The organism is Spirosoma aureum, from assembly GCF_011604685.1.
In the GTDB taxonomy this organism is placed as follows: domain Bacteria; phylum Bacteroidota; class Bacteroidia; order Cytophagales; family Spirosomataceae; genus Spirosoma; species Spirosoma aureum.
The window spans coordinates 8,355,775-8,375,880 of the sequence record NZ_CP050063.1 but is presented as its reverse complement, the minus strand read 5'-3'; the positions used below and the strand labels follow the sequence as shown (position 1 = coordinate 8,375,880).

Here is a 20,106-nt window from a genome sequence, read left to right as displayed (position 1 = left end):
CTCTTTTAGTTATTAAAATACTTCAGTTTCACCACTTCTTTGGGGTCGAGGAAGCGCCATTTGCCGCGTGGCAGCTCTTTTTTAGTCAGACCAGCATAGGTGGTTCGGTCGAGTTTCGTTACTTCATAGCCGAGGTGTTCAAAAATTCGGCGTACGATGCGATTGCGGCCCGAGTGAATTTCAATTCCAACAACCTGAGCATCAGGCGTTACAATGCTTAATGCGTCTGGCTTGATAGGACCGTCTTCCAGGGTAAGACCTTTCTGGATTTCCTCGAAATGTTCGTTCGTTATCGGTTTATTGATCTCGACCTGATAGATTTTACGAACATTGTTGGATGGGTGAGTCAATTTATCGGCCAGTTCGCCGTCGTTGGTCAGCAGCAACAATCCCGTTGTGTTGCGGTCCAGGCGACCAACCGGATACATCCGGAAATTACCGGCGTCGGCAACCAGTTCCATAACGGTTTTACGCTCTTCCGGATCTTCGGTGGTGGTGATATAATCCTTCGGTTTGTTTAGCAGAACATACACAAAACGTTCGGGATTCAGTGTTTTGGTGCCATACTTCACGGTATCGCCCTCTTTTACTTTGAAGCCCATTTCGGTTACGACCTTACCATTAACCGAAATGTCGCCCCGTGAAATGAGCTCATCGGCTTCCCGACGCGAACATACACCCGAGTTGGCAATATATCGGTTCAAACGGGTTAGGCCCGATTCTGCGTTCCTGGCGTCATCGGCAGCGCGTTTGGGACGGTCGCTATCATCCCGTTGCCGGGGATTACGGGGTTGGTCATACCGTTCCTGGCGAATGCGATCCAGGTTATAGTCTGGTGCTTTAGTGAAGCGGCCTGTACGACGGTCGCCTGATTCTTTACGCTGCTCACCGGAGAAGCGTGGTGCTTCACCCTTCGTGTCGCGCTGGTCGTCACGATTGGCGCGATTCCGCTCATCGGCTTCCCGGTTGAAACCACCAACACGCTTGAAAGCGGGCTTATCGGACCCCGTGTTCCGTGGTCCGGTATTGCGCTCACGCGAGAAGCGGGAATCTTTGTCTGCATTCCGATCATTGCCGCGTGAATCCGGGCGGTCGTTGCGGTCGCGGTTAAAACGAGGCTTATCGTCGCGGTTGGTATCCCGATTAAAGCGCGGGCGCTCATCATTCCGATCGCGGTTAAAGCCACCTGGGCGGTCATCACCGGAGCGGTTGTTGGCATTGAAACGTGGACGATCGTTTTCCGACCGGCCTGGCTCATTGCCGAATCGGTTATTACTGCGATCAGAGCGTGGCCGCTCATCATTTCCACCGCGATCATTAAACCGGCGCTCGCCACCAAACCGGTTATTGCTCCGCTCAAAACCTGGTTTATCGTCTCGATTAAACCGTGGACGTTCGTCGCTGCGGTTTGGGCGTGATTCATCAGAACGATCCTGACTACGACCGCGTGGTGCGTCGTTGCGATCTCGGTTAAAACGAGGTTTATCGTCTCGATTAAAGCGTGGACGTTCGTCGTTGCGATCGCGGTTAAAGCCGCCTGGGCGTTCATCCCGGTCGGTTCGTGGTCGCCGGTCGCCGAAGCTGTCCGGGCGTTTATCATCACGACTTCCCCGGCTCACATTCGGTCGGTCGTTGCTGGGTCGGTTAAAGCGGGGTTTATCGTCGCGGTTGGTATCTCGGGAGAAACGCGGTTTGTCGCCATCGGGGCGGTCGTTACTGCGGTTAAACCGTGGGCGGTCGTTGTTACCGCGAGACTCGTTGTTGCGGTTAGCTGGGCCAGATGCCCGATTGAAACGTGGGCCGTCATCCCGACGACCGGAGGAACGAGGCTCACCATCACGGCGGTCGTTCTGATCTGAATCCTGATTCATGGAAAAATACAGTAAATCGTACTGTTATACGTAATTGAAGTGCTGATTATCAGCTCATTTGCTGAAGCGTAGTTCAAAAGGGACGCAAAGTTAAGGCTTTTCTCGATAACCATACCATGCCCGACTCCTGTCACAACGCATTTTATTAGAAAAACAATCCATTGAAGTGATCAGTCGTTAGTAGGCAGTAGACAGTATTCAGTAAACAGTGCGCAGTCTTCAGTAGACAGTACGCAGTTAACCGTATTCTGACAACTACACACTGCCTACTCTCTATCGCAACCTGTAAACTGCTTATGCCAGCACTTACTCCGCTCTATACACCTGCCCGACGTACTTCTGAGCAGTCGCTTCTGAAAAAATATATGGATTGGCTCTTTATCAAGAAAGGCCTTTATTTTCGGGATTATGACGATCTATGGGATTGGTCGGTCACTGATCTGGAGGATTTCTGGGAAAGCATCTGGCAGTTTTTCGATGTGCAAAGCCATTCCCCTTATCATCAGGTGGTTCTTGAAGGAAACCCGCGCGACATGATCGGCACGGAGTGGTTTAGAGGAGCGACGCTTAACTATGCCGAACATATTTTTCGCCATCAGAATACCCAGCGGCCAGCCATTGTGTTTGCTACCGAACAACGACCGAGGCTCATGACCGTGTCGTGGGTAGAGCTGGAACATCAGGTCAATGCGGTTGCTACTTATCTGCGGCAGCAGGGGGTTGGTGTTGGTGATCGGGTGGTGTCGGTGCTGCCGAATATACCCGAAGCTGTAGTCGCCTTTCTGGCTACCAACGCAATCGGTGCCGTTTGGTCGAGTTGTTCACCTGATTTTGGTACCACCAGCATTGTTGACCGTTTTCAGCAAATCGAGCCTAAAGTATTAATTGCGGTTGATGGCTACACCTACAACGGCAAGCCTGTTGATAAAACAGATGCCATTCGCGAACTACGAGTCAGCCTGCCAACGCTCCAGCGAGTTGTCTGGGTTCCTTGTCTTGACAGCCATAGCCGACTCGAACGGGCCGTGCTTTGGGAAGAAGTGCTGGAAACGCCGACGCCGAATGAACTAACATTTGAGCCCGTACCATTTGAGCATCCAATCTGGGTACTTTATTCGTCGGGCACGACCGGAAAACCCAAAGCCATTACACACAGTGTGGGCGGTTGTTTGCTGGAACACCTCAAAGTGCTGGCTCTCCATCAGGACGTTCGGATTGGTGAACGCTATTTCTGGTATTCGACCACTGGCTGGATGATGTGGAACTTTGCTGTTGGCTCAATGCTCGTTGGGGCAACGCTTGTGCTGTATGAAGGCTCGGCTGGCTACCCCGATCTAAATACGCTATGGAATCTGGCCGACGATGCCCGAATCAATCATTTTGGGGGAGGAGCTGCTTTTTACATGGCCTGCCTGAGGGCTGGCCTGAAACCCGCCAATACGGCCAAGCTGACTCACCTGCGAACAATTGGCTCTACCGGGTCGCCATTACCGCCGGAGGGATTTCGCTGGATCTATGAAAACGTAAAATCAGATGTCTGGCTGATTTCGTTTAGTGGCGGAACGGATGTGTGTAGTGGATTTGTTGGCGGTAATCCGTTATTGCCAGTTTATGAAGGCGAAATACAATGTCGGTTATTAGGTTGTAAGGTCGAAGCATTCGACGAGAATGGCAAACCCGTACGAGGTGAACTGGGAGAGATGGTTATTTTGCAGCCTATGCCATCGATGCCGATCTATTTCTGGAATGACCCTGGTAATGAACGCTACCGAAAAAGCTACTTCGACAGCTATCCGGGCGTCTGGCGACACGGCGATTACATTCGCATTACCGAGCGGAACGGTGTCATTATATACGGCCGCTCCGATGCGACGCTTAACCGTGACGGTGTGCGTATCGGCACCAGCGAAATTTACAGCGCGGTTGAGAGTTTACCCGAAATTGCTGATAGTTTGGTCGTTGGTTTAGAACAGCCGGGCGGCCGCTATTTTATGCCTTTGTTTGTTGTTCTGCGGGATGGATTTTCACTGACCAGCGAGCTGAACTCCCGGATCAAACAGACAATCCGAAGTCAGTTCAGCCCCCGTCATGTACCCGACGCCGTATATGCAATTGACGAAGTACCGTATACCATGAGTGGGAAGAAGCTGGAAACGCCCGTCAAGAAGATTCTTGCCGGAGTCGATGCGTCGCTGGTTGCAAGTAAAGATACGTTGCGCAATCCGGCCGCGCTGGATCAGTTCACGAGCTTTACCGTTGGCAAGTGAATGATCGGGGGCGATGAAGCAACATATCCTAACGTAACCTATTGTATCAAAAAGACGATAAATTGCCTTCCACCACCGACTAGCATTGACCTTTAAGGTTATCGAGGGACTTTCCAGTACGTGTGTACCAAAGGACAGATATGCATGCAGTTTAGGTATGGCAGTAACAAATAGTGGGATGTGAGTTACAAATTTTTGTATCTTGCAGTCTACCAGCCCCAAAGCTCTACATTATTCCATGAAACGTGTTTTAATTATCCTTGCCATTATTGCGGCCATCCTGCTCGTCGGTTTCTTTGCCTTACGTAGCTGGACGAAATCCAGTAGTCCCGAAACCATAGCCCAGTTCGATCAGGATGGCCTTAGTGTAAAGGTCGATTACTGTCAGCCCTATAAGAAAGGTCGCCCAATTTTTGGCGGACTAGTACCCTATGGTAAGGTATGGCGAACGGGTGCCAATGAAGCTACGGTTATTGAGTTTGGGCAGAATGTAAACGTAGCAGGCAAAGCATTGAGCGCCGGGCACTATTCACTCTGGACGATTCCTACTCAAAATGGCTGGACTGCCATTTTTAATCGGGAGGTTGGCCAGTGGGGAACCAACTATAACGAGGCTGAAGATGTGCTGAGGGTACCTGTAACCTCACAAAAGCATAGTCCCATGGCCGAACAGTTTACGATCAACTTTGTGCCACAGGTGGGCGGAGCCGACATGCTATTGGTCTGGGATGAAACCGAGGCTATCGTGCCAATTCGCAAACAATAGATAAGACCTCACTGATGAAAACTGGCACCAATGAACTTCAGGGCATCGGGTAGACCGGAACGCCAGTAAGACCACGTATGAGCGCCGTCTCGGACGCGATATTCATGCGGAATCTTGCGTTCGAGCAAAGCGAGGTGTAGCATGGCATTGCCAACTGTCAGGGCGTCGTCGTCGCCACAGTCGATGTACCAGCGTACTTTTGTAAGATCACCTTCCGGAGCCGATTTCGCCAGGTTGATTGGACTATTACGCTTCCAGGTCACGGTCAGTCGTTCTTCCCCTTTGACCAGGCCGCTGAATACGGGTGCAAAAACTGTGTTATACCGATCGTCTGGAATGTTCACAAAGCTCTCATCGGTGCGTATGCCTGCACTCAGGGCAGCACAGGAGCTAAATAATTCGGGGTGATGCATCGACAAGGTGAGTGAGCCAAAGCCACCCATCGAGAGACCCGAAATGGCTCGGTATTCCCGTTGAGTGCGCGTCCGAAACATGGTATCGATGTGCGGGATGAGTTCCTGCACAAACATATCTTCGTAGCGAATTTTGTTCTGGTAATCATTGACATAAAACGTGGCGCCCCCGTCGGGCATAACAATAATCATTGGGGGCAATTCGCCTGATCGAATACCTGAATCAGCAATGCGGTCAGCTTCGCCAAATTGTACCCAGCCTGTTTCATCATCGCCGTAACCATGCAAGAGGTAAACGACTGGATAGCGTCGGTTCGATGTGTAATAGTCAGGCGGAAGATAGATTGAAAATTTGACTCCTCGATTCAGTATCGAACTGTTGAGCACCATGCCTTCCAGCAGACGAGCTTGCGGAGCAGACACAACCGGAACCGGTCCGTTGGATTGAGGAGTTGTTAGCTGGGTGCGCCGGCGTGATTGGGCCGACGCAAGAATTGGAAGAACAATGAGTAAACAAAAAAGTAAACGGCGATAATTCATGAGTTTCAGGTAGTAAGGCGGTTAAATTTATAAGAAATTTATCCGGTCTCAGAAATAGAGGTGTTATTACCCCATTTTTCTTGTTTCAGGTTCCTCTTTAACGAACTAACTATGTTGAGTATGCGCAAATGCTTACTTCTCTCTTTATTTTTTACCCCTTTTTTAGCTACCCTTTGTTGGGCACAGGCATTACCTGATTGGGAAGACCCGCAGGTGATTAGTCGAAATACAGAAAAACCTCATGCCACACTAGTCCCATTTGCAACGGAACAGCAAGCCCTATCATCGACCGATTGGCGCACGTCACCCTATGTCAAATTGCTCAATGGTTCCTGGAAATTCCGCTGGCTGAAACACCCTGACCAAATACCTCCTGATTTTTATCAGCCCAATACCGATGATAAAACCTGGGATGAGCTGCCGGTTCCTTCTAACTGGCAGGTCGTGGGCGCTCGCGAAGGAAGACCATATGATCGACCCATTTTTACGAATATCAAACATCCGTTTCCGGCTACGCCCCCGCGTATTACATCCGATACGAATGCGGTAGGGCTCTATCGGGTACGTTTTACGGTTCCGGCCAATTTTCAGGGTCGTAACATCTTTCTGCACTTTGCTGGTGTGCAATCGACGTGTCGGGTTTTTCTGAATGGTCAGCCAGTCGGTTACCATGAAGATAGCATGACACCTGCCGAGTTTCTTATCACGGATAAGCTTAAAACCGGTGAAAATCTGCTGGCCGTAGAAGTCATTAACTGGTCGGACGGAAGCTATCTTGAGGATCAGGATTTCTGGCGGATCTCCGGAATTTTTCGCGATGTGTTTCTTTATGCACCGCCCGAAACGTACCTGCGTGATCTTTATGCCACAACTGATCTGGATGAGCAATACCGGGACGCTACCCTCAAAATAACGGCAAACGTCCGAACGCTTTCTGCCGCCCAAGTACCATACCGGCTCCGGGCTACCCTGTACGACTCGAAACGAACGGTTATTTTTTCGGAGACGATCAGTTCCGAAACGGCTACCAATACCGGACAGGAATCTCTTTTCCGACTGGCGAAAGAAATAAAGAACCCTGCCCTCTGGAGTGCTGAATCGCCAACTTTATATACGCTGACCGTACAACTCATTGGGTCTGATAGTCAGCCATCAGAAGCCATTAGCCAACGAATTGGGTTTCGGGAAATGACGTTAACGGAGGGTCAACTGCTGGTAAATGGCAAACCTGTTACCTACAAGGGCGTTAACCGGCACGAATTTGACCCCAACACGGGGCGGGTTATCAGCCGCGAGTCGATGATTCAGGATATCAAACTGATGAAGCAATACAATATCAACGCCGTACGCACTTCGCATTATCCAAATGTAACGGACTGGTATGATCTCTGCGACGAATATGGCCTTTATGTTATTGATGAAGCCAATATCGAAAGCCATGATTTATGGTCGAAAGGGCAATCGCCAGCCACCAAACCCGAATGGCGCGATGCCTTTGTTGCCAGGGGCCGAGCAATGGTTGAGCGCGATAAGAACCATCCGTCTATTGTGATCTGGTCGCTGGGGAACGAAACGGATATGGGTCAGAACTTTCGGGATATGGCCGATATCATCCGGTTGATCGATCCGACACGACCCATTCATTACGAGGGCCGTCGACCGTATACAGGAACCTCTCTGACCAGTTTCGACATTATTTCAACCATGTATCCGTCTGTCGACGATCTGGTTAAGCTGATGGAGAAAGACCCCGCCCGTCCGGTTATCGTCTGTGAATACGCCCATTCGATGGGCAACAGCGTTGGTAATCTGAAAGACTACTGGGCTGCTATCGATAAGTATCCACGTATGCAGGGCGCATTTATCTGGGACTGGGTAGATCAGGGTTTGCGGCTAAAAAACAAGGCAGGGGAGGAATTCACTGATCATATTAATTACATCGATGGCGCTAACGCTGGCGACGGTCTGGTCAATCCGGATCGAACACCACAGCCGGAAATCAACGAGGTGAAGCTGGTTTATCAATACGTGAAACTGGCCACACCAACTCCGTTGTCGGCCGGGCAAATCCGAACAGACGGATCGGTAAAGCTAAACGTTCGGAATACCTACGATTTTCAATCGCTTGAGCCGTTTCGACTGGAGTGGGAGTTGATCCGTAATGGCGACGTTATTCAGCGGGGTGGCGAGAATAATTTAGTGGCTAAACCCGGTCAGACGCAGGTTCTAACCCTGCCGGTCCGCATCAGCGAAGTGGTTGATCTTCGGCAAATTACCGGCAATGCCCGCGCCGTTCAAGCGGATGGTGCATCCCTGTCAAACGAATATTTTCTAAATGTGAGTGTTCGGCTAAAACAGGCAACAAGCTGGGCATCAGCCAATCATGAAGTGGCATCGGCTCAGTTTCCAATCAAAACGGATGCGCCAACACCAGTCGTTATGAGTATGAACCGCATTCCAGCGGTCAAAGTAGCACCATCTGCTACGACTGTAACGATTCGGGGGAAAGATTTTACGATTGTATTTGATAAAGCCAGAGGTACGCTGAACCAGTGGATTTTCAGGGGAAAGAACCTGCTGACTCAGGGTCTCCAGCCAAGCCTTTGGCGAGTGCCAACCGATAACGATGAAGGGGGTGGCAACCAATCGTTTGCAGCCCGCTGGCGTCAGGCTGGTTTAGATACGGTTAAAGCCCGGCCCGTCGATTTTAAGGTAGAAACGCGCCCGCAAATGGTGCGGGTTAGCTGTACAAATGAACTTGTCGGTACTGGCGGTAGTATGCTCCAGCAAACAGATTATGTCGTTTATGGAACAGGAGATGTACAGGTTACCACAACCTATACGCCATCAGGATCGCTTCCGCCACTGGCTCGGGTAGGTATGCAGTTTCAGCTACCAGCAACGGTCAATAACCTGAAATGGTACGGTCGTGGCCCATTTGAGAGTTATGCCGACCGAAAAGATGCTGCTAAAGTAGGATTGTACGAAAGCAAAGTGGCCGATCAGTTTTTCCCGTACACGATGGCGCAGGAAAATGGCAACAAAACCGATGTTCGGTGGGCCGAACTCACGGATGGTATGGGTATTGGACTACTGATCATGGGTGATGTGAGCACTAATACCGTACTGACCATCAATGCCCGCGATTATACGGATGCCGCTTTACTGAAAGCTAAACAACCCGATAATCAGGAAGTCGAGCGGGGCACTGTAACGGTTGTTAACGTGGATATGGCGCAAATGGGGCTAGGGGGTGATGACAGCTGGTCACCACGCGTTCATTCGGAGTATCAGTTATTGGGGACAAAATCGTATTCGTATTCATTTCGGATGCGGCCCGTCGATGCCCGAACGAATATCGCCGAGGTAGTTAGTTTGCCGCTGCCACGGTAAAAAATGCATCTTAACTACTTCTTAGGATACCTAAAATGGGGTAAACGTGATGATGGCGATGTTTGTAACAGATACAGGGAAATAGCAGCCAGCTATCCTATCTGTATTCGTTGTAACCCTGTGTTAAGAATCCTTTATTAGTTACGTTTGCACTTGTAGACGCAAAATTACTATTTTCGTCCCAGTGCTTCGGCACGCCAAAACCTATACCCACGCGCATGGCCAAATTGATTATCGTAGATGACGAGAAGAGCATTCGGGCAGCTCTACGCGATATTTTAGAGTATGAAGGCTACGAGGTTGACGAAGCCAAAGACGGCGAAGAAGGGTTAGACATGATCATGCGCACGAGCTACGACGTAGCGCTGTGTGATATCCGGATGCCCAAAATGGACGGCCTGGAATTGTTACAGAAAGCAAACGAAGCCAGCAAGGGTACTCAGTTCGTGATGATTTCGGCCTACGGCAATGTCGAAAACGCGGTTGAAGCCACAAAGCGCGGAGCCTTTGATTTCATCACCAAACCACCCGATCTGAACCGCCTGCTCATCACTGTCCGGAATGCCATCGAACGGGCCAAGCTCGTGCAGGAAACAAAGACGCTGAAGAAACGAATCTATAAGCTTAATGAGATTGTTGGTGAATCGGCCCCAATTCAGAAAGTGAAAGAAACCATCAATCGGGTGGCGGCAACGGAAGCCCGCGTGCTTATAACCGGAGCCAATGGTTCGGGTAAAGAGATGGTAGCCAAGCAGATTCATGAGAAAGGCAGCCGGTCAAATCAGTCGCTTATTGAAGTTAACTGCGCGGCTATTCCCGGCGAACTGATTGAGAGTGAATTGTTTGGTCATGAAAAAGGAGCGTTTACCGGCGCCAGTGCCCGTCGTGTTGGTAAATTTGAGCAGGCCGACAGTGGAACATTATTTCTGGACGAGATTGGCGATATGAGCCTTTCCGCACAGGCGAAAGTGCTCCGGGCTTTACAGGAAAACAAGATCACCCGCGTTGGGGGCGATAAAGAAATCAAAGTTAATGTCAGGGTCATTGCGGCTACCAATAAAGATCTTCGGCAGGAAATTGTGAACGGTAATTTCCGGGAAGACTTATTCCATCGCCTGAGCGTGATCGTTATTCATGTTCCGCCCCTGGCCGAACGCCGTACCGATATTCCGCTGCTGACCGAGAAGTTTTTACATGATATTGCCACCGAATATGGCTCAACGGTTAAAGAACTGGCTCCTGATGCCATGATGTACCTCCAATCGCTGCCCTGGACGGGTAACGTTCGCGAACTGCGCAACGTAGTTGAGCGACTGGTGATCATGTGTGGCGAAGAAATTACGCTGGAGGATGTGAAAGCCTATGCATAGGTTTGAACCACATCGGCAGGCGACCGATGTGGTTCAGATAACCATCAGATTACAGCCCCGGACATCGGAATTGTCGAACCGGCCGATAACACGGAAACCACCTTCGTTGCCATCATACTGCCCTAAATCCTGCGTTTCAATGAACGAACAGGAGTCCAGATTCGCTAAATCGACGACGTTGATGCCGCCCGTTCGTTTATAATCATCGGGGTATATCAAAAATGGGTCGTTAATGTCACGCAAAAACACACGTAGGGTAGGGCTGGGCTGAAATAGGCCATTCCCGTTGGAATAAGCCTGAGAAAGCAATTCGGTCATACCATATTCGGAGTGAACAGTTTGAATGCCTAACGCTTTTATCAGGATCTGGTGAACCTCTTCGCGTAGTAATTCCTGACGACGACCTTTCATGCCGCCCGTTTCCATGACGATCAGGTTCGGGTTTTGACCCAGAAATGATAAATCCTGCCCCGATTCGGCCCAATCCAGCAGGCCAAACGTAACGCCAACAAGCAGAATTTTTTTCTGATCAGGTTCTTGCGTAAGTTGCCGGAGCTGCTCGGTCAATTCATGGTGGTTGTGGAGAAAAAAACCAGATTTATCCGAACCTGTCTGGGTCATAAATCGCTGAACCATATACACCAGCGACGAGTTATTTCGTTCAAGATACGATGGCAGTAAAGCTACAATGTGGAAGTTGCCAAGAGAACCGTACGTTTGCTCAAAAATACCGATACTAATGGCGTCATAAAGGTCCGGATCGGATACAAAATGGCGACTTGTCTGTTCTCCGGTTGTTCCACTACTGGCAAAAGTTAACGTATCTGGCTGCGGCTGAAACCCCGTCAGAATGTTATGGTTTTTGAAGAAACTGATTGGCATGAAAGGCACCCGGCGTAGGGCTGTAACCTGGTCAGGTTTAATAGCAAGGTGCTGTAGATAATCCCGGTAAATGGGATTGTGAAGGGCCTGATACCGGAAAACGGTTAAGGCAAGCTGCTCGAACAGACCCTGGTCCGACGGGCGAGAATGTATAGACAGAATTTGCTGGCGGAGTGATTGCCGAAATGAGGCTATCTCGGTCGAAAGCATTGATGAAAGAAACAAAGTAACAAAACGTTTTATTTGCACTACGAGTACAACAGTATGCAACGGCAACTAATTCAACCGTATCTCCTGGTATTGGGAATCGCCCTGACACTATCGTCCTGTTTTAACGAGCCAAACTATCCTGATACACCATCGGCTGATTTTAAAGGGATTTTCAAGTACACCATTGCGGCTGGTACCGGCGTTGGTGCCGCTAAGCGCGATTCGGTAGTACTTACCATTGGTTTCAAAGATGGCGATGGTAATCTGGGGAATGATATTCCTGTACCTAAAGCTGACTCAGCCCGTTATGCCCAGAATGGTGGCTGGGGAAACTATCAGATTCGTACCTTTCGATTGATCAATAAACAATACGTAGAACTTGTTCAGGATGTCAACAAGGTTTTATTTTTTCCTGACCTGACAAAAGGGAAGCCGAAGGGCGCTATTGAAGGAACGATCGATTTTCGACAAATCTTTACGTATGGCTCTAGCTTTAAGATGTATCCGACGAAGTTTCAGATCAAGATTCGGGATCGGAGTCTAAATGAAAGCAATGTGGTCGAAACCGATACAATTAGCGTACCGTTTCCTAACTAAAAGGCTATTCGTTACGCTTCTTTGACGGAAGGCTGTGGTTCCACGGCTTTCTTTTCTTTGTCGGCATTCAGCACAATCCGGAACGTTGTTCCCTTGCCAACTTCTGAGCTTTTAACGAACAGACGCCCGTTGTGGTATTCCTCAACAATTCGTTTGGCCAGCGTCAGACCCAATCCCCAGCCGCGTTTTTTCGTACTGAAACCCGGCGTAAATACTTTTTGCATACTGGCTTTGGGAATGCCCTTTCCTGTATCCGTAATATCGATGGCTATTTCATGATTGGGTAAAGCCAGTATGTTAAGCCTCAACTCACCGACACCCTTCATGGCATCGACCGCGTTTTTGCAAATGTTCTCGATAACCCATTCGAACAGTAATTTATTGATTTTAACCGTCTCGCCAGGGGGTAACTGACTGGTCATGCTCATCTTGACTTTCGTCGAAATTCGCTTCGCCAGATAGCCCGTAAACTGTTCGATCACATCCGTAATATCTTCGTCTTTCAGCGTAGGAATAGAACCGATGCTCGAGAATCGGGCCGTAATGGTTTCCAGCCGTCGAACGTCTTTTTCAATCTCGTCTGTAATTGACTCGTCGTATTGGGCCGGGTCTGATCGCATATACTCCACCCACGCCATCAGCGACGACATGGGCGTGCCTAGCTGGTGGGCCGTTTCTTTGGCCAGCCCTACCCACACCCGATTTTGCTCGGCCCGACGCGACGAACTGAACGCCAAGTAAGCCAGCACGCCTAAAGCCGTCAGAATGGCCAGTAGCACATAAGGGAAATAGGCCATTTGTCTGAGAAGATTAGAGTTATCGTAATAAACCAATCCTCGCACACCATTACCGACCTCAACGACTAGGGGGGGGTGCCGTTTACGCATGTCAACGATCCTCTGCCTTAGATACTGCTCCTTTTCATTGTCCGCCAGGTTATCTGGAAAATCGATATTGAGCGGTTTAGATATCTGCCCATTGGGATCGACATAGATGGCTGGAACAGTACGGTTTGCCTCAAGAATCTCACTGGTCACAAATGTCAGGTCGCCAGAATCGAAGTGATTGGGGTCAACTAAGTAAGCAATGGTTTTTGCGTAAAGTTGTACATATTGCTGTTCGCGGGTTTCCAGTTTTGTGATGAGCCGGTTTGTATACAATAGTGACCCCGTTCCTACCAACAACAGGTTGAGCGCAACGATTATCTTAAGGATATTATTCTGATTATAGATATCGAATGATTTCAGCATGTCTGTGTTCCGCCAATCGGGTTACGATTTTAAAATCTACCTAAATAGCAGCCTTTTTACATTAGTAAATATAGGGGCAACAAGCAACTAATCAGCTTGTTTGCTCGTATTGGTGTGGTAACTGCTCAGGCCCTCCAAGTGTAAACGTTAAAAATGAGTTTATTGTGTAAAATCGAACGTCTGAGCAGCAATACGTGTTAAAAACAGGAATAGGATTCAGCAAAGAAATGAGCTTACTATTTGGATGAATTCTAAATAGTGAAACCGATCGTACACTCTGTTTCCATCTCCGGTAATTGTACCGTAATTTTGCACTGGCCATTGGCTGATTAGTGTGATTCGTAACAATGTTAGACACTTTCAAATCAATTAGTTTATCCCATAAAACGGCTCCTCTCCGGGTACGGGAACTAATTGCACTTAACGAAGATGAAGCAAAGAGGCTGATGCTTCGGTTGCGGGATTTTTTTGGCTTATCGGATCTGCTCGTTGTATCAACATGCAACCGTACTGAAGTCTATTACGCGTTCGAGCAGGATCTTAACGCCGATATAGCTCGCTTGTTGCTGATAGAAAAAGGCTTGACTGAGATGGATCAGTATTTGCCTTATTTCCAGTTTTTCAATGCACATTCCGATGCCGTTCAGCATCTGTTTGAGGTATGCGTTGGCCTGCATTCGCAGGTAGTTGGCGATATGCAGATTCCTAATCAGGTGAAGCAGGCCTACCAGTGGTCGGCTGATCTTGACATGGCCGGGCCGTTTCTGCACCGGCTGATGCACACTATTTTCTTTACGAACAAGCGGGTAGCCCAGGAAACTGCTTTCCGCGATGGAGCCGCTTCGGTTTCCTACGCAGCCGTAGATTTAATCGACGAATTAGTTGGCGACAACCAGAATCCGAATGTTCTGGTAATCGGCTTAGGGGAAATTGGAGCCGATGTCTGCATGAACCTGGAAGCCAGGAACATGAAAAACATAACGCTTTGCAACCGGACTCAGGCTAAAACCGAAGCATTAGCGCAGAAACATGGCTTCCGCATTGCTGATTTTGCGAATCTGACCGATGAAATTCGTCGGGCCGATGTGATTATTTCATCGGTTATGCGCGATGAGCCGTTAATTACGCCGGCATTATTGAAGGAGTTAAATGTACTGACCTATAAATATTTTATTGACCTGTCTGTTCCGCGTAGTGTCGATGCTGCTGTTGAGCAGATTCCGGGCGTACTGGTTTATAATATTGATCATATCCGTAACCGGGCCGATGAAGCACTGAACCAACGTTTAGCCGCCATTCCGCAGGTTGAAGCCATTGTGGCGCAGGCCGTGGCCGAATTCGGCGACTGGTCGAAGGAAATGGTTGTTTCGCCAACGATCAATAAACTGAAGAACGCACTGGAGCAGATTCGCCGGGATGAAATTGCCCGTCACCTGAAGCACCTGACCCCCGATGAGTCTGAAAAAGTGGACAAAATTACGCGGGGTATCATGCAGAAGATTATCAAGCTGCCTGTTCTTCAACTGAAAGCCGCCTGTAAACGGGGAGAAGCCGAAACGCTGATCGACGTTCTGAACGATTTATTTGATTTGGAAAAACAGCCCGCTGACGAATACAAACACACACATTGATTAGTCTATTGATACTGACAAAACTCCCAAATCGTTAATGATTTGGGAGTTTTGCTTTTTACGCACTTTCTATGTCTCGGTTTTTAAATACGCTGCTTCGCCTGTTTATAGTCGCTATTCTGGTAGCGGGGCTGATCGCCATCTGGGAGCAGATTCGCGGAAGTGATGTGATGAGCCGATTTCGGCGCGGTGACAAAACGACGCAGCGTATCGTGCTTAAAGAAGTGATGGCGCTGGGAAAACTGGAACTGGTGAGTTATACGTTCAAGGATATTATTGAGCACGAACAGATCAATACATTTCTGCCTAATGCTAACGCCGTGTTGATTGTAGAAGGGCAGGCAACGGGCTGCATTGACCTTACCCAAATCAAGCCGGAGGATATTCAGGCCGAGGGCGATTCGGTAGTGGTCCTGCTGCCCAAACCGGAGCTTTGTAGCTGGAAAATTAACCATGACCGGTCGCGGGTCTATGATACGAGGTTCTCGTTTCTGGATCAATCGCAGTTGGTTAGCGACGCTTACCGGCAGGCTGAACGACAGATTCGACAGTCGGCGCTAAACGGCGGAATTCTGGATCAGACACGCCATAATGCCGATCAGATGCTGAAGCCGTTACTCGAACGAATTTCGGGTCGAAAAGTGCGGCTCACCTTCCAACGATAAGGGTCTTCAGGGAATCCATGTCAATTAATTATCCGTATAAAAAATACTTGTCGGCAAACGCGATAATTTTCGGCATCATTTTGGTAACATCGTCTTTAATATGTCGTTTTTAACGTAACAATCTTTAACATTTCGAGGGCTATGAATGCCAACACGCTACCCGTTACGAATGGCAGTCTGTTGATTGCCGAGCCATTTATGGGCGACACTAATTTTGACCGTAGCGTTGTGCTGGTCTGTGAACATAGCCCCGCTGGTACATTCGGTTTGGTACTGAACCAGACTACGGATTTACAATTAGGGGATGTCATTGACGATGTCTATACGACTCAGTCCTTGTTTATTGGCGGCCCGGTGCAGCAGAATACACTGCATTTTATTCATCGTCGGCCCGATTTGATCGATGGTTCTATTCGGGTAACGAGTGGTTTATATTGGAGTGGTGATTTTGAACAGGTGAAACAGGCCATTAATGTTGGCACCCTCACTGAGCGTGACATCCGGTTTTTTGTGGGCTACTCGGGTTGGGATGCCGGGCAACTGGCCGGTGAACTGGACCAGAAAGCGTGGATCGTGAGCCGCGCCGATGCCACCTTCCTGTTCGAAACACCCGCCGATCAGTTCTGGCGCGGAGTGCTCAAGCGAATGGGTGGTGAGTTTAAATCGATAGCCCATTACCCGGTCGACCCTCGGTTGAATTAATCCTGATCATAGCCGCAAGGGTAATATCTTAACTTTTTTCACCAATTTTGTCGGCGGTCCGGCGTTTCCGGATAATCAGCCGTTATTGGAAGGTCAACTTCCTTCCATCAGTTTTGTATGCAGGTTTCCCGACTACTACTACTTATTTTTTTATTCGGTTCGCCCATGGTTTTGCGGGCGCAGAGCAATAAACCCGTTGGTGGGCATTTTGGTGTGAAAGTGGGCGGGTCGTTAACGCGACTAAGCCTTTCGGGCACGAGTGTCAACATTCCCAAGCAGAATCTGGACCCCAATATTGGTATTATGTACCGATACCGGCTTCATAGACTCGTCCTGCAACCCGAGCTCATGCTCAATGTAAAAGGGGGCGCGTTTCAGGTTGAACAGACCAATGCTGCACGTCTGACCATAAATAACACCTATACGTATTTAAGTGTACCGATCCTGTTTGGCTATATTCCGACCGAAGGACTGACCATACAGGCTGGGCCTGAGTTTAGTTATGCGTTGAACTCAGGGTCCAGTACTGGGCCGGGCAGGAACAATGACCTGGGCGTAATCCTTGGCGTACATTACGACTTTCTGGATATGCTCGATAAGTTTAGCCTGCATCTTCGCTACATTTATGGCCTGACGAATGTTTCGCCAGAAGCAACTGCAACCTATCAGAATCGCGTTTTCCAGGCGTCGATTGTTTATAACCTGTATCCGAAAAAGAAAAAATAAGTTTCCTTCATACGGAATACGATCTATCGTTTGGGCTATATACTAGCTGATCCAGCAACATACAGTCAGGTTAGCTACTGTATAGCATAACCCGTATACTGCAAATCATAACCGCATCCTGTAAAAAGCCATGCTGTCCGACTTTGGCATTATTCTATTGTTCATTCTGGCTGCGTTCGCCTTTATTGGCGTCGTGTTGTTTGGGGCACGACTGCTCCGCCCGAACCGCCCGAATGTCGAAAAGAATAGCACCTACGAGTCGGGTGAGGAGCCAGTCGGTAATGCTAACGTTCAGTTTAATATCCGGTTTTATGTAGTAGCTCTGGTATTTGTGCTGTTCGATGTCGAACTCGTATTTCTGTTTCCGTGGGCTACGGTGTTTGGGCAGGCGGCTCTGATTCGGGAGACGGGCGGTTTATGGGGTTGGTTTGCACTGACGGAAGCGTTTTTATTCGTCGCAATCCTGGCTCTTGGACTAGCCTACGTCTGGGCAAAAGGTTACCTGGACTGGGTGAAACCGCAGCCCAAAGTACCCACTATGGAAACGAAAGTACCCGCTGATTTGTATCAGAGAGTAAACGATCGTTACAAACGGTGAGCCGTTTTCTGGTGCTGACCGCATTGATAATGCGCTTGTTTTTACTAGAAACATTTGCGCAGGAACCTCTTGTTGAGGAATATCGAGTGCGAATTGTCACGAAAGAGGGTAATCGATTTCGGGGTGTTCTGGACGCAGTAACGGATAGCCAGTTGTATGTGGAAACAAGACCTCAGCACTGGCGCAGACGAATTTCACTTGCTGCCGTTCGCAAAGTGGTCATTCGCCGGGAAAATAAAAAAACGGTGCTGATAACAGGCGCTGTGATTGGTGCATTGATCGTTGGCTTTATCTCGAATGAATCGTTGCGGCAAAATCCAGCCAGAAGCCCCGTCGCGTATGGCCTTACACTGGCTTTTGCTTCGGCGGGAGGGGCAACGGCCGGGTTAATACTAAGCTCGGCCATTGGTAATGTATCAAGCCGGGTTATTCGACCGCTTGATCCAGCCAATCCGGAAGGCAGCTTACGGCGGCAGTTAGAGCCATTTAGTGTGGAGTACCAACAGGACTTACTAAATCGATTGCCAGACAAAACCAGTAAGTGACTAAATTGGTAAGAAACGGGCATCGGTTGTATCCACGAACGTATCGACTAAAAACATGTCATCAAATACTGTTTCAGATAAATCGGGCGAAGCAAGTGTTCTTCTTATGCATTCAGAAGAACTCCTGAACTGGTCGCGCGAAAAGTCACTCTGGCCCATGAGTTTCGGGCTGGCTTGCTGCGCCATCGAAATGATGCAGGCTTTCGCGGCCAATTACGACCTTGAACGCTTCGGGATTTTTCCACGCCCTTCGCCCCGCCAGTCAGATATTATGATTGTATCGGGTACGGTTACCTACAAAATGGCCGACCGTATCCGGCGACTGTATGAGCAGATGCCCGAACCCCGGTACGTTATTTCGATGGGATCATGCTCCAATTGTGGCGGTCCTTACTGGCAGCATGGGTATCATGTGGTGAAAGGTGTAGATCGAATTATCCCGGTCGATGTCTATGTGCCCGGCTGTCCGCCCCGCCCTGAAGCGCTGATCGACGGTTTTTTGAAACTACAGGAGAAAATCAGAACGGAACACCCGTTGTCGGGAAATAAAGAAATCGTATTTTCGGAGGACAAACCCACTGAATCTGACGATTTTTCGACCCGATCCTGATGAATACTTTGTTTGTTACCCTCCGACAAACGCTCGGATCGCCCAGGCTCCTGTGGCTTCTCTATGGCATTACACTGGTGCTGGGTTTGCTGGCGGCCCTGCCGTTCTACAACACGCTGAAGGTTGAAGACCAAAATTCACTGGCTTTTCTAAACCTGCTGAACGGCTTCGATTACACCATTTATTCCGACTTTATGCACCGCAGCGAGCGGGCTATTAATCCGTTGTTTAGTGTTGGCCGCTGGTTGGGCGGCCTTTATATCTTTCTGAGTGTATTCGTTGCCGGAGGTATTTTACTGCGTTTTTCGCAGACCCGGCCGCGATTCGATATTGGCATGTTCTGGCAGGCGTGTAGCCAGTACGTCGGTCGGTTTCTTCGACTGTTTGGCGTTAGCTTTCTATTTGTGCTGGCAGGAGGGGGCCTGTGGCTCGTGCTGGGCACGTTAATACATATTGCTCTGGAAGATAAATTCACCGAGCGGGGCTTATTCTGGGTGGGAGCTTCATTCTTTGCGTTGTTTGCTCTCACGGTTACATTTATACTCTGCATTGGTGATTATGCAAAGGTGCTGATGTTTAGGGAAGACGAACGTGGCGCTTTACGGGCATTTGGACGGGCAGGAAGGCTGGTGTTACGTAATCCGGGCAAAACATACGGGCTTTATCTGGTAATGATTTTGACCGGAACGGGCCTATTTGGTATGTATTTCCTGATCGATGAGGCCATTACCATGAACGGCTGGTTAACGATTCTGCTCATGCTGGTTGTGCAGCAGTCCCTGGTTTTTGCACGCGTTGGCTTGAAAGTATGGTCACTCGGAACGGCTTATGCCATTTACGGAATATTACCGAAACCCGTGCCTGTCGTTCGACCAATGGTGAAGCAGGAGGCCGTTGTCGAGCCGACGCCGATTGCTGTTTCTGAAGAGGAGAAAAGCCAGCCTCCGGTTGACTGATCATAGACTACAACTCCCGCATCTGCGATACTGCTGGATGCGATATTGGACTATAAATGTCCTTCACTTCCTTATTTTAAGGTCATTGTACCAATAAAGCTGCCTTGATTTCCC

At 49.1% G+C, this 20,106-nt stretch carries 17 protein-coding genes and 1 pseudogene; 13 read left to right on the top strand and 5 right to left on the bottom strand.

All coding sequences use genetic code 11. From position 1 onward, the window contains the following. Nucleotides 1-5: 5 nt before the first annotated feature. Nucleotides 6-602 (bottom strand): pseudouridine synthase, encoded by a 597-nt coding sequence (locus tag G8759_RS36575; protein WP_449448596.1) that lies wholly within the window; start codon nucleotides 600-602, stop codon nucleotides 6-8. Nucleotides 603-629: 27 nt separating this feature from the next. Then, nucleotides 630-1,871: pseudogene (locus G8759_RS33515) on the bottom strand (pseudouridine synthase); the annotation flags it as partial. Between the two features lie 296 nt (nucleotides 1,872-2,167). Here G8759_RS33515 and G8759_RS33510 point away from each other — a divergent pair. Continuing rightward, on the top strand, nucleotides 2,168-4,138 hold the full coding sequence (locus G8759_RS33510) for an acetoacetate--CoA ligase (RefSeq protein WP_167217840.1): 1,971 nt from the start codon (nucleotides 2,168-2,170) through the stop codon (nucleotides 4,136-4,138). Nucleotides 4,139-4,376: 238 nt separating this feature from the next. Further along, on the top strand, nucleotides 4,377-4,904 hold the full coding sequence (locus tag G8759_RS33505) for a DUF2911 domain-containing protein (RefSeq protein WP_167217838.1): 528 nt from the start codon (nucleotides 4,377-4,379) through the stop codon (nucleotides 4,902-4,904). A gap of 8 nt (nucleotides 4,905-4,912) precedes the next feature. On the opposite strand, the gene G8759_RS33500 is transcribed toward G8759_RS33505, so the two are convergent. Continuing rightward, entirely contained in the window at nucleotides 4,913-5,857 is a 945-nt protein-coding gene (locus G8759_RS33500) for an alpha/beta hydrolase (protein ID WP_167217836.1), read from the bottom strand. 120 nt (nucleotides 5,858-5,977) lie between these two features. Between G8759_RS33500 and G8759_RS33495 the strand changes: the two genes are divergently transcribed. Both G8759_RS33495 and G8759_RS33490 read left to right on the top strand, forming a co-directional pair. Next, nucleotides 5,978-9,250 carry a glycoside hydrolase family 2 TIM barrel-domain containing protein gene (locus G8759_RS33495; RefSeq protein WP_167217834.1) on the top strand — a complete coding sequence of 1,091 codons (3,273 nt, stop codon included), beginning with the start codon at nucleotides 5,978-5,980 and terminating at the stop codon, nucleotides 9,248-9,250. A 218-nt stretch (nucleotides 9,251-9,468) separates the two neighbouring features. Beyond that, a complete protein-coding gene (locus G8759_RS33490) occupies nucleotides 9,469-10,620 on the top strand; it encodes a sigma-54-dependent transcriptional regulator (protein WP_167217832.1) in 1,152 nt (383 codons plus the stop codon). A 33-nt stretch (nucleotides 10,621-10,653) separates the two neighbouring features. Here the strand turns inward: G8759_RS33490 and G8759_RS33485 are convergent, their stop codons facing one another. Beyond that, on the bottom strand, nucleotides 10,654-11,712 hold the full coding sequence (locus G8759_RS33485) for a LuxE/PaaK family acyltransferase (RefSeq protein WP_167217829.1): 1,059 nt from the start codon (nucleotides 11,710-11,712) through the stop codon (nucleotides 10,654-10,656). A 54-nt stretch (nucleotides 11,713-11,766) separates the two neighbouring features. Between G8759_RS33485 and G8759_RS33480 the strand changes: the two genes are divergently transcribed. Further along, complete coding sequence (locus G8759_RS33480) at nucleotides 11,767-12,309, top strand: hypothetical protein (RefSeq protein WP_167217827.1); 543 nt, start codon at nucleotides 11,767-11,769, stop codon at nucleotides 12,307-12,309. Between the two features lie 11 nt (nucleotides 12,310-12,320). Here G8759_RS33480 and G8759_RS33475 read toward each other — a convergent pair whose 3' ends face one another. After that, nucleotides 12,321-13,559, bottom strand: a complete 1,239-nt coding sequence (locus tag G8759_RS33475; RefSeq protein ID WP_167217825.1) for a sensor histidine kinase — start codon at nucleotides 13,557-13,559, stop codon at nucleotides 12,321-12,323. A gap of 347 nt (nucleotides 13,560-13,906) precedes the next feature. On the opposite strand from G8759_RS33475, the gene hemA reads away from it, so the two are divergent. The 8 genes from hemA (at nucleotide 13,907) to G8759_RS33435 (ending at nucleotide 19,992) form a co-directional block, all read left to right on the top strand. Next, on the top strand, nucleotides 13,907-15,190 hold the full coding sequence (gene hemA / locus G8759_RS33470) for a glutamyl-tRNA reductase (RefSeq protein WP_167217823.1): 1,284 nt from the start codon (nucleotides 13,907-13,909) through the stop codon (nucleotides 15,188-15,190). Nucleotides 15,191-15,261: 71 nt separating this feature from the next. Next, nucleotides 15,262-15,855: a DUF4230 domain-containing protein gene (locus G8759_RS33465; protein WP_167217821.1), complete on the top strand. Its 594-nt coding sequence runs from the start codon at nucleotides 15,262-15,264 to the stop codon at nucleotides 15,853-15,855. 141 nt (nucleotides 15,856-15,996) lie between these two features. Continuing rightward, entirely contained in the window at nucleotides 15,997-16,557 is a 561-nt protein-coding gene (locus G8759_RS33460; protein ID WP_162389289.1) for a YqgE/AlgH family protein, read from the top strand. 117 nt (nucleotides 16,558-16,674) lie between these two features. Beyond that, nucleotides 16,675-17,283 carry a porin family protein gene (locus tag G8759_RS33455; RefSeq protein WP_167217819.1) on the top strand — a complete coding sequence of 203 codons (609 nt, stop codon included), beginning with the start codon at nucleotides 16,675-16,677 and terminating at the stop codon, nucleotides 17,281-17,283. A 130-nt stretch (nucleotides 17,284-17,413) separates the two neighbouring features. Beyond that, nucleotides 17,414-17,881 carry an NADH-quinone oxidoreductase subunit A gene (locus G8759_RS33450; protein WP_167217817.1) on the top strand — a complete coding sequence of 156 codons (468 nt, stop codon included), beginning with the start codon at nucleotides 17,414-17,416 and terminating at the stop codon, nucleotides 17,879-17,881. Then, entirely contained in the window at nucleotides 17,878-18,426 is a 549-nt protein-coding gene (locus G8759_RS33445) for a hypothetical protein (RefSeq protein WP_232074050.1), read from the top strand. Before G8759_RS33450 ends, G8759_RS33445 begins: the two co-directional genes overlap by 4 nt. Nucleotides 18,427-18,481: 55 nt before the next feature. Then, nucleotides 18,482-19,036: an NADH-quinone oxidoreductase subunit B gene (locus G8759_RS33440; protein WP_167217815.1), complete on the top strand. Its 555-nt coding sequence runs from the start codon at nucleotides 18,482-18,484 to the stop codon at nucleotides 19,034-19,036. After that, entirely contained in the window at nucleotides 19,036-19,992 is a 957-nt protein-coding gene (locus G8759_RS33435) for a hypothetical protein (RefSeq protein ID WP_167217812.1), read from the top strand. The genes G8759_RS33440 and G8759_RS33435 overlap by 1 nt, the downstream gene beginning before the upstream one ends. Nucleotides 19,993-20,106: the final 114 nt, after the last annotated feature.

Coding starts and splice junctions, on each gene's coding strand:
- G8759_RS36575 (WP_449448596.1), bottom strand. CDS start 602: ATGGGCTTCAAAGTAAAAGAGGGCGATACCGTGAAGTATGGCACCAAA.
- G8759_RS33510 (WP_167217840.1), top strand. CDS start 2,168: ATGCCAGCACTTACTCCGCTCTATACACCTGCCCGACGTACTTCTGAG.
- G8759_RS33505 (WP_167217838.1), top strand. CDS start 4,377: ATGAAACGTGTTTTAATTATCCTTGCCATTATTGCGGCCATCCTGCTC.
- G8759_RS33500 (WP_167217836.1), bottom strand. CDS start 5,857: ATGAATTATCGCCGTTTACTTTTTTGTTTACTCATTGTTCTTCCAATT.
- G8759_RS33495 (WP_167217834.1), top strand. CDS start 5,978: ATGCGCAAATGCTTACTTCTCTCTTTATTTTTTACCCCTTTTTTAGCT.
- G8759_RS33490 (WP_167217832.1), top strand. CDS start 9,469: ATGGCCAAATTGATTATCGTAGATGACGAGAAGAGCATTCGGGCAGCT.
- G8759_RS33485 (WP_167217829.1), bottom strand. CDS start 11,712: ATGCTTTCGACCGAGATAGCCTCATTTCGGCAATCACTCCGCCAGCAA.
- G8759_RS33480 (WP_167217827.1), top strand. CDS start 11,767: ATGCAACGGCAACTAATTCAACCGTATCTCCTGGTATTGGGAATCGCC.
- G8759_RS33475 (WP_167217825.1), bottom strand. CDS start 13,559: ATGCTGAAATCATTCGATATCTATAATCAGAATAATATCCTTAAGATA.
- hemA (WP_167217823.1), top strand. CDS start 13,907: ATGTTAGACACTTTCAAATCAATTAGTTTATCCCATAAAACGGCTCCT.
- G8759_RS33465 (WP_167217821.1), top strand. CDS start 15,262: ATGTCTCGGTTTTTAAATACGCTGCTTCGCCTGTTTATAGTCGCTATT.
- G8759_RS33460 (WP_162389289.1), top strand. CDS start 15,997: ATGAATGCCAACACGCTACCCGTTACGAATGGCAGTCTGTTGATTGCC.
- G8759_RS33455 (WP_167217819.1), top strand. CDS start 16,675: ATGCAGGTTTCCCGACTACTACTACTTATTTTTTTATTCGGTTCGCCC.
- G8759_RS33450 (WP_167217817.1), top strand. CDS start 17,414: ATGCTGTCCGACTTTGGCATTATTCTATTGTTCATTCTGGCTGCGTTC.
- G8759_RS33440 (WP_167217815.1), top strand. CDS start 18,482: ATGTCATCAAATACTGTTTCAGATAAATCGGGCGAAGCAAGTGTTCTT.
- G8759_RS33435 (WP_167217812.1), top strand. CDS start 19,036: ATGAATACTTTGTTTGTTACCCTCCGACAAACGCTCGGATCGCCCAGG.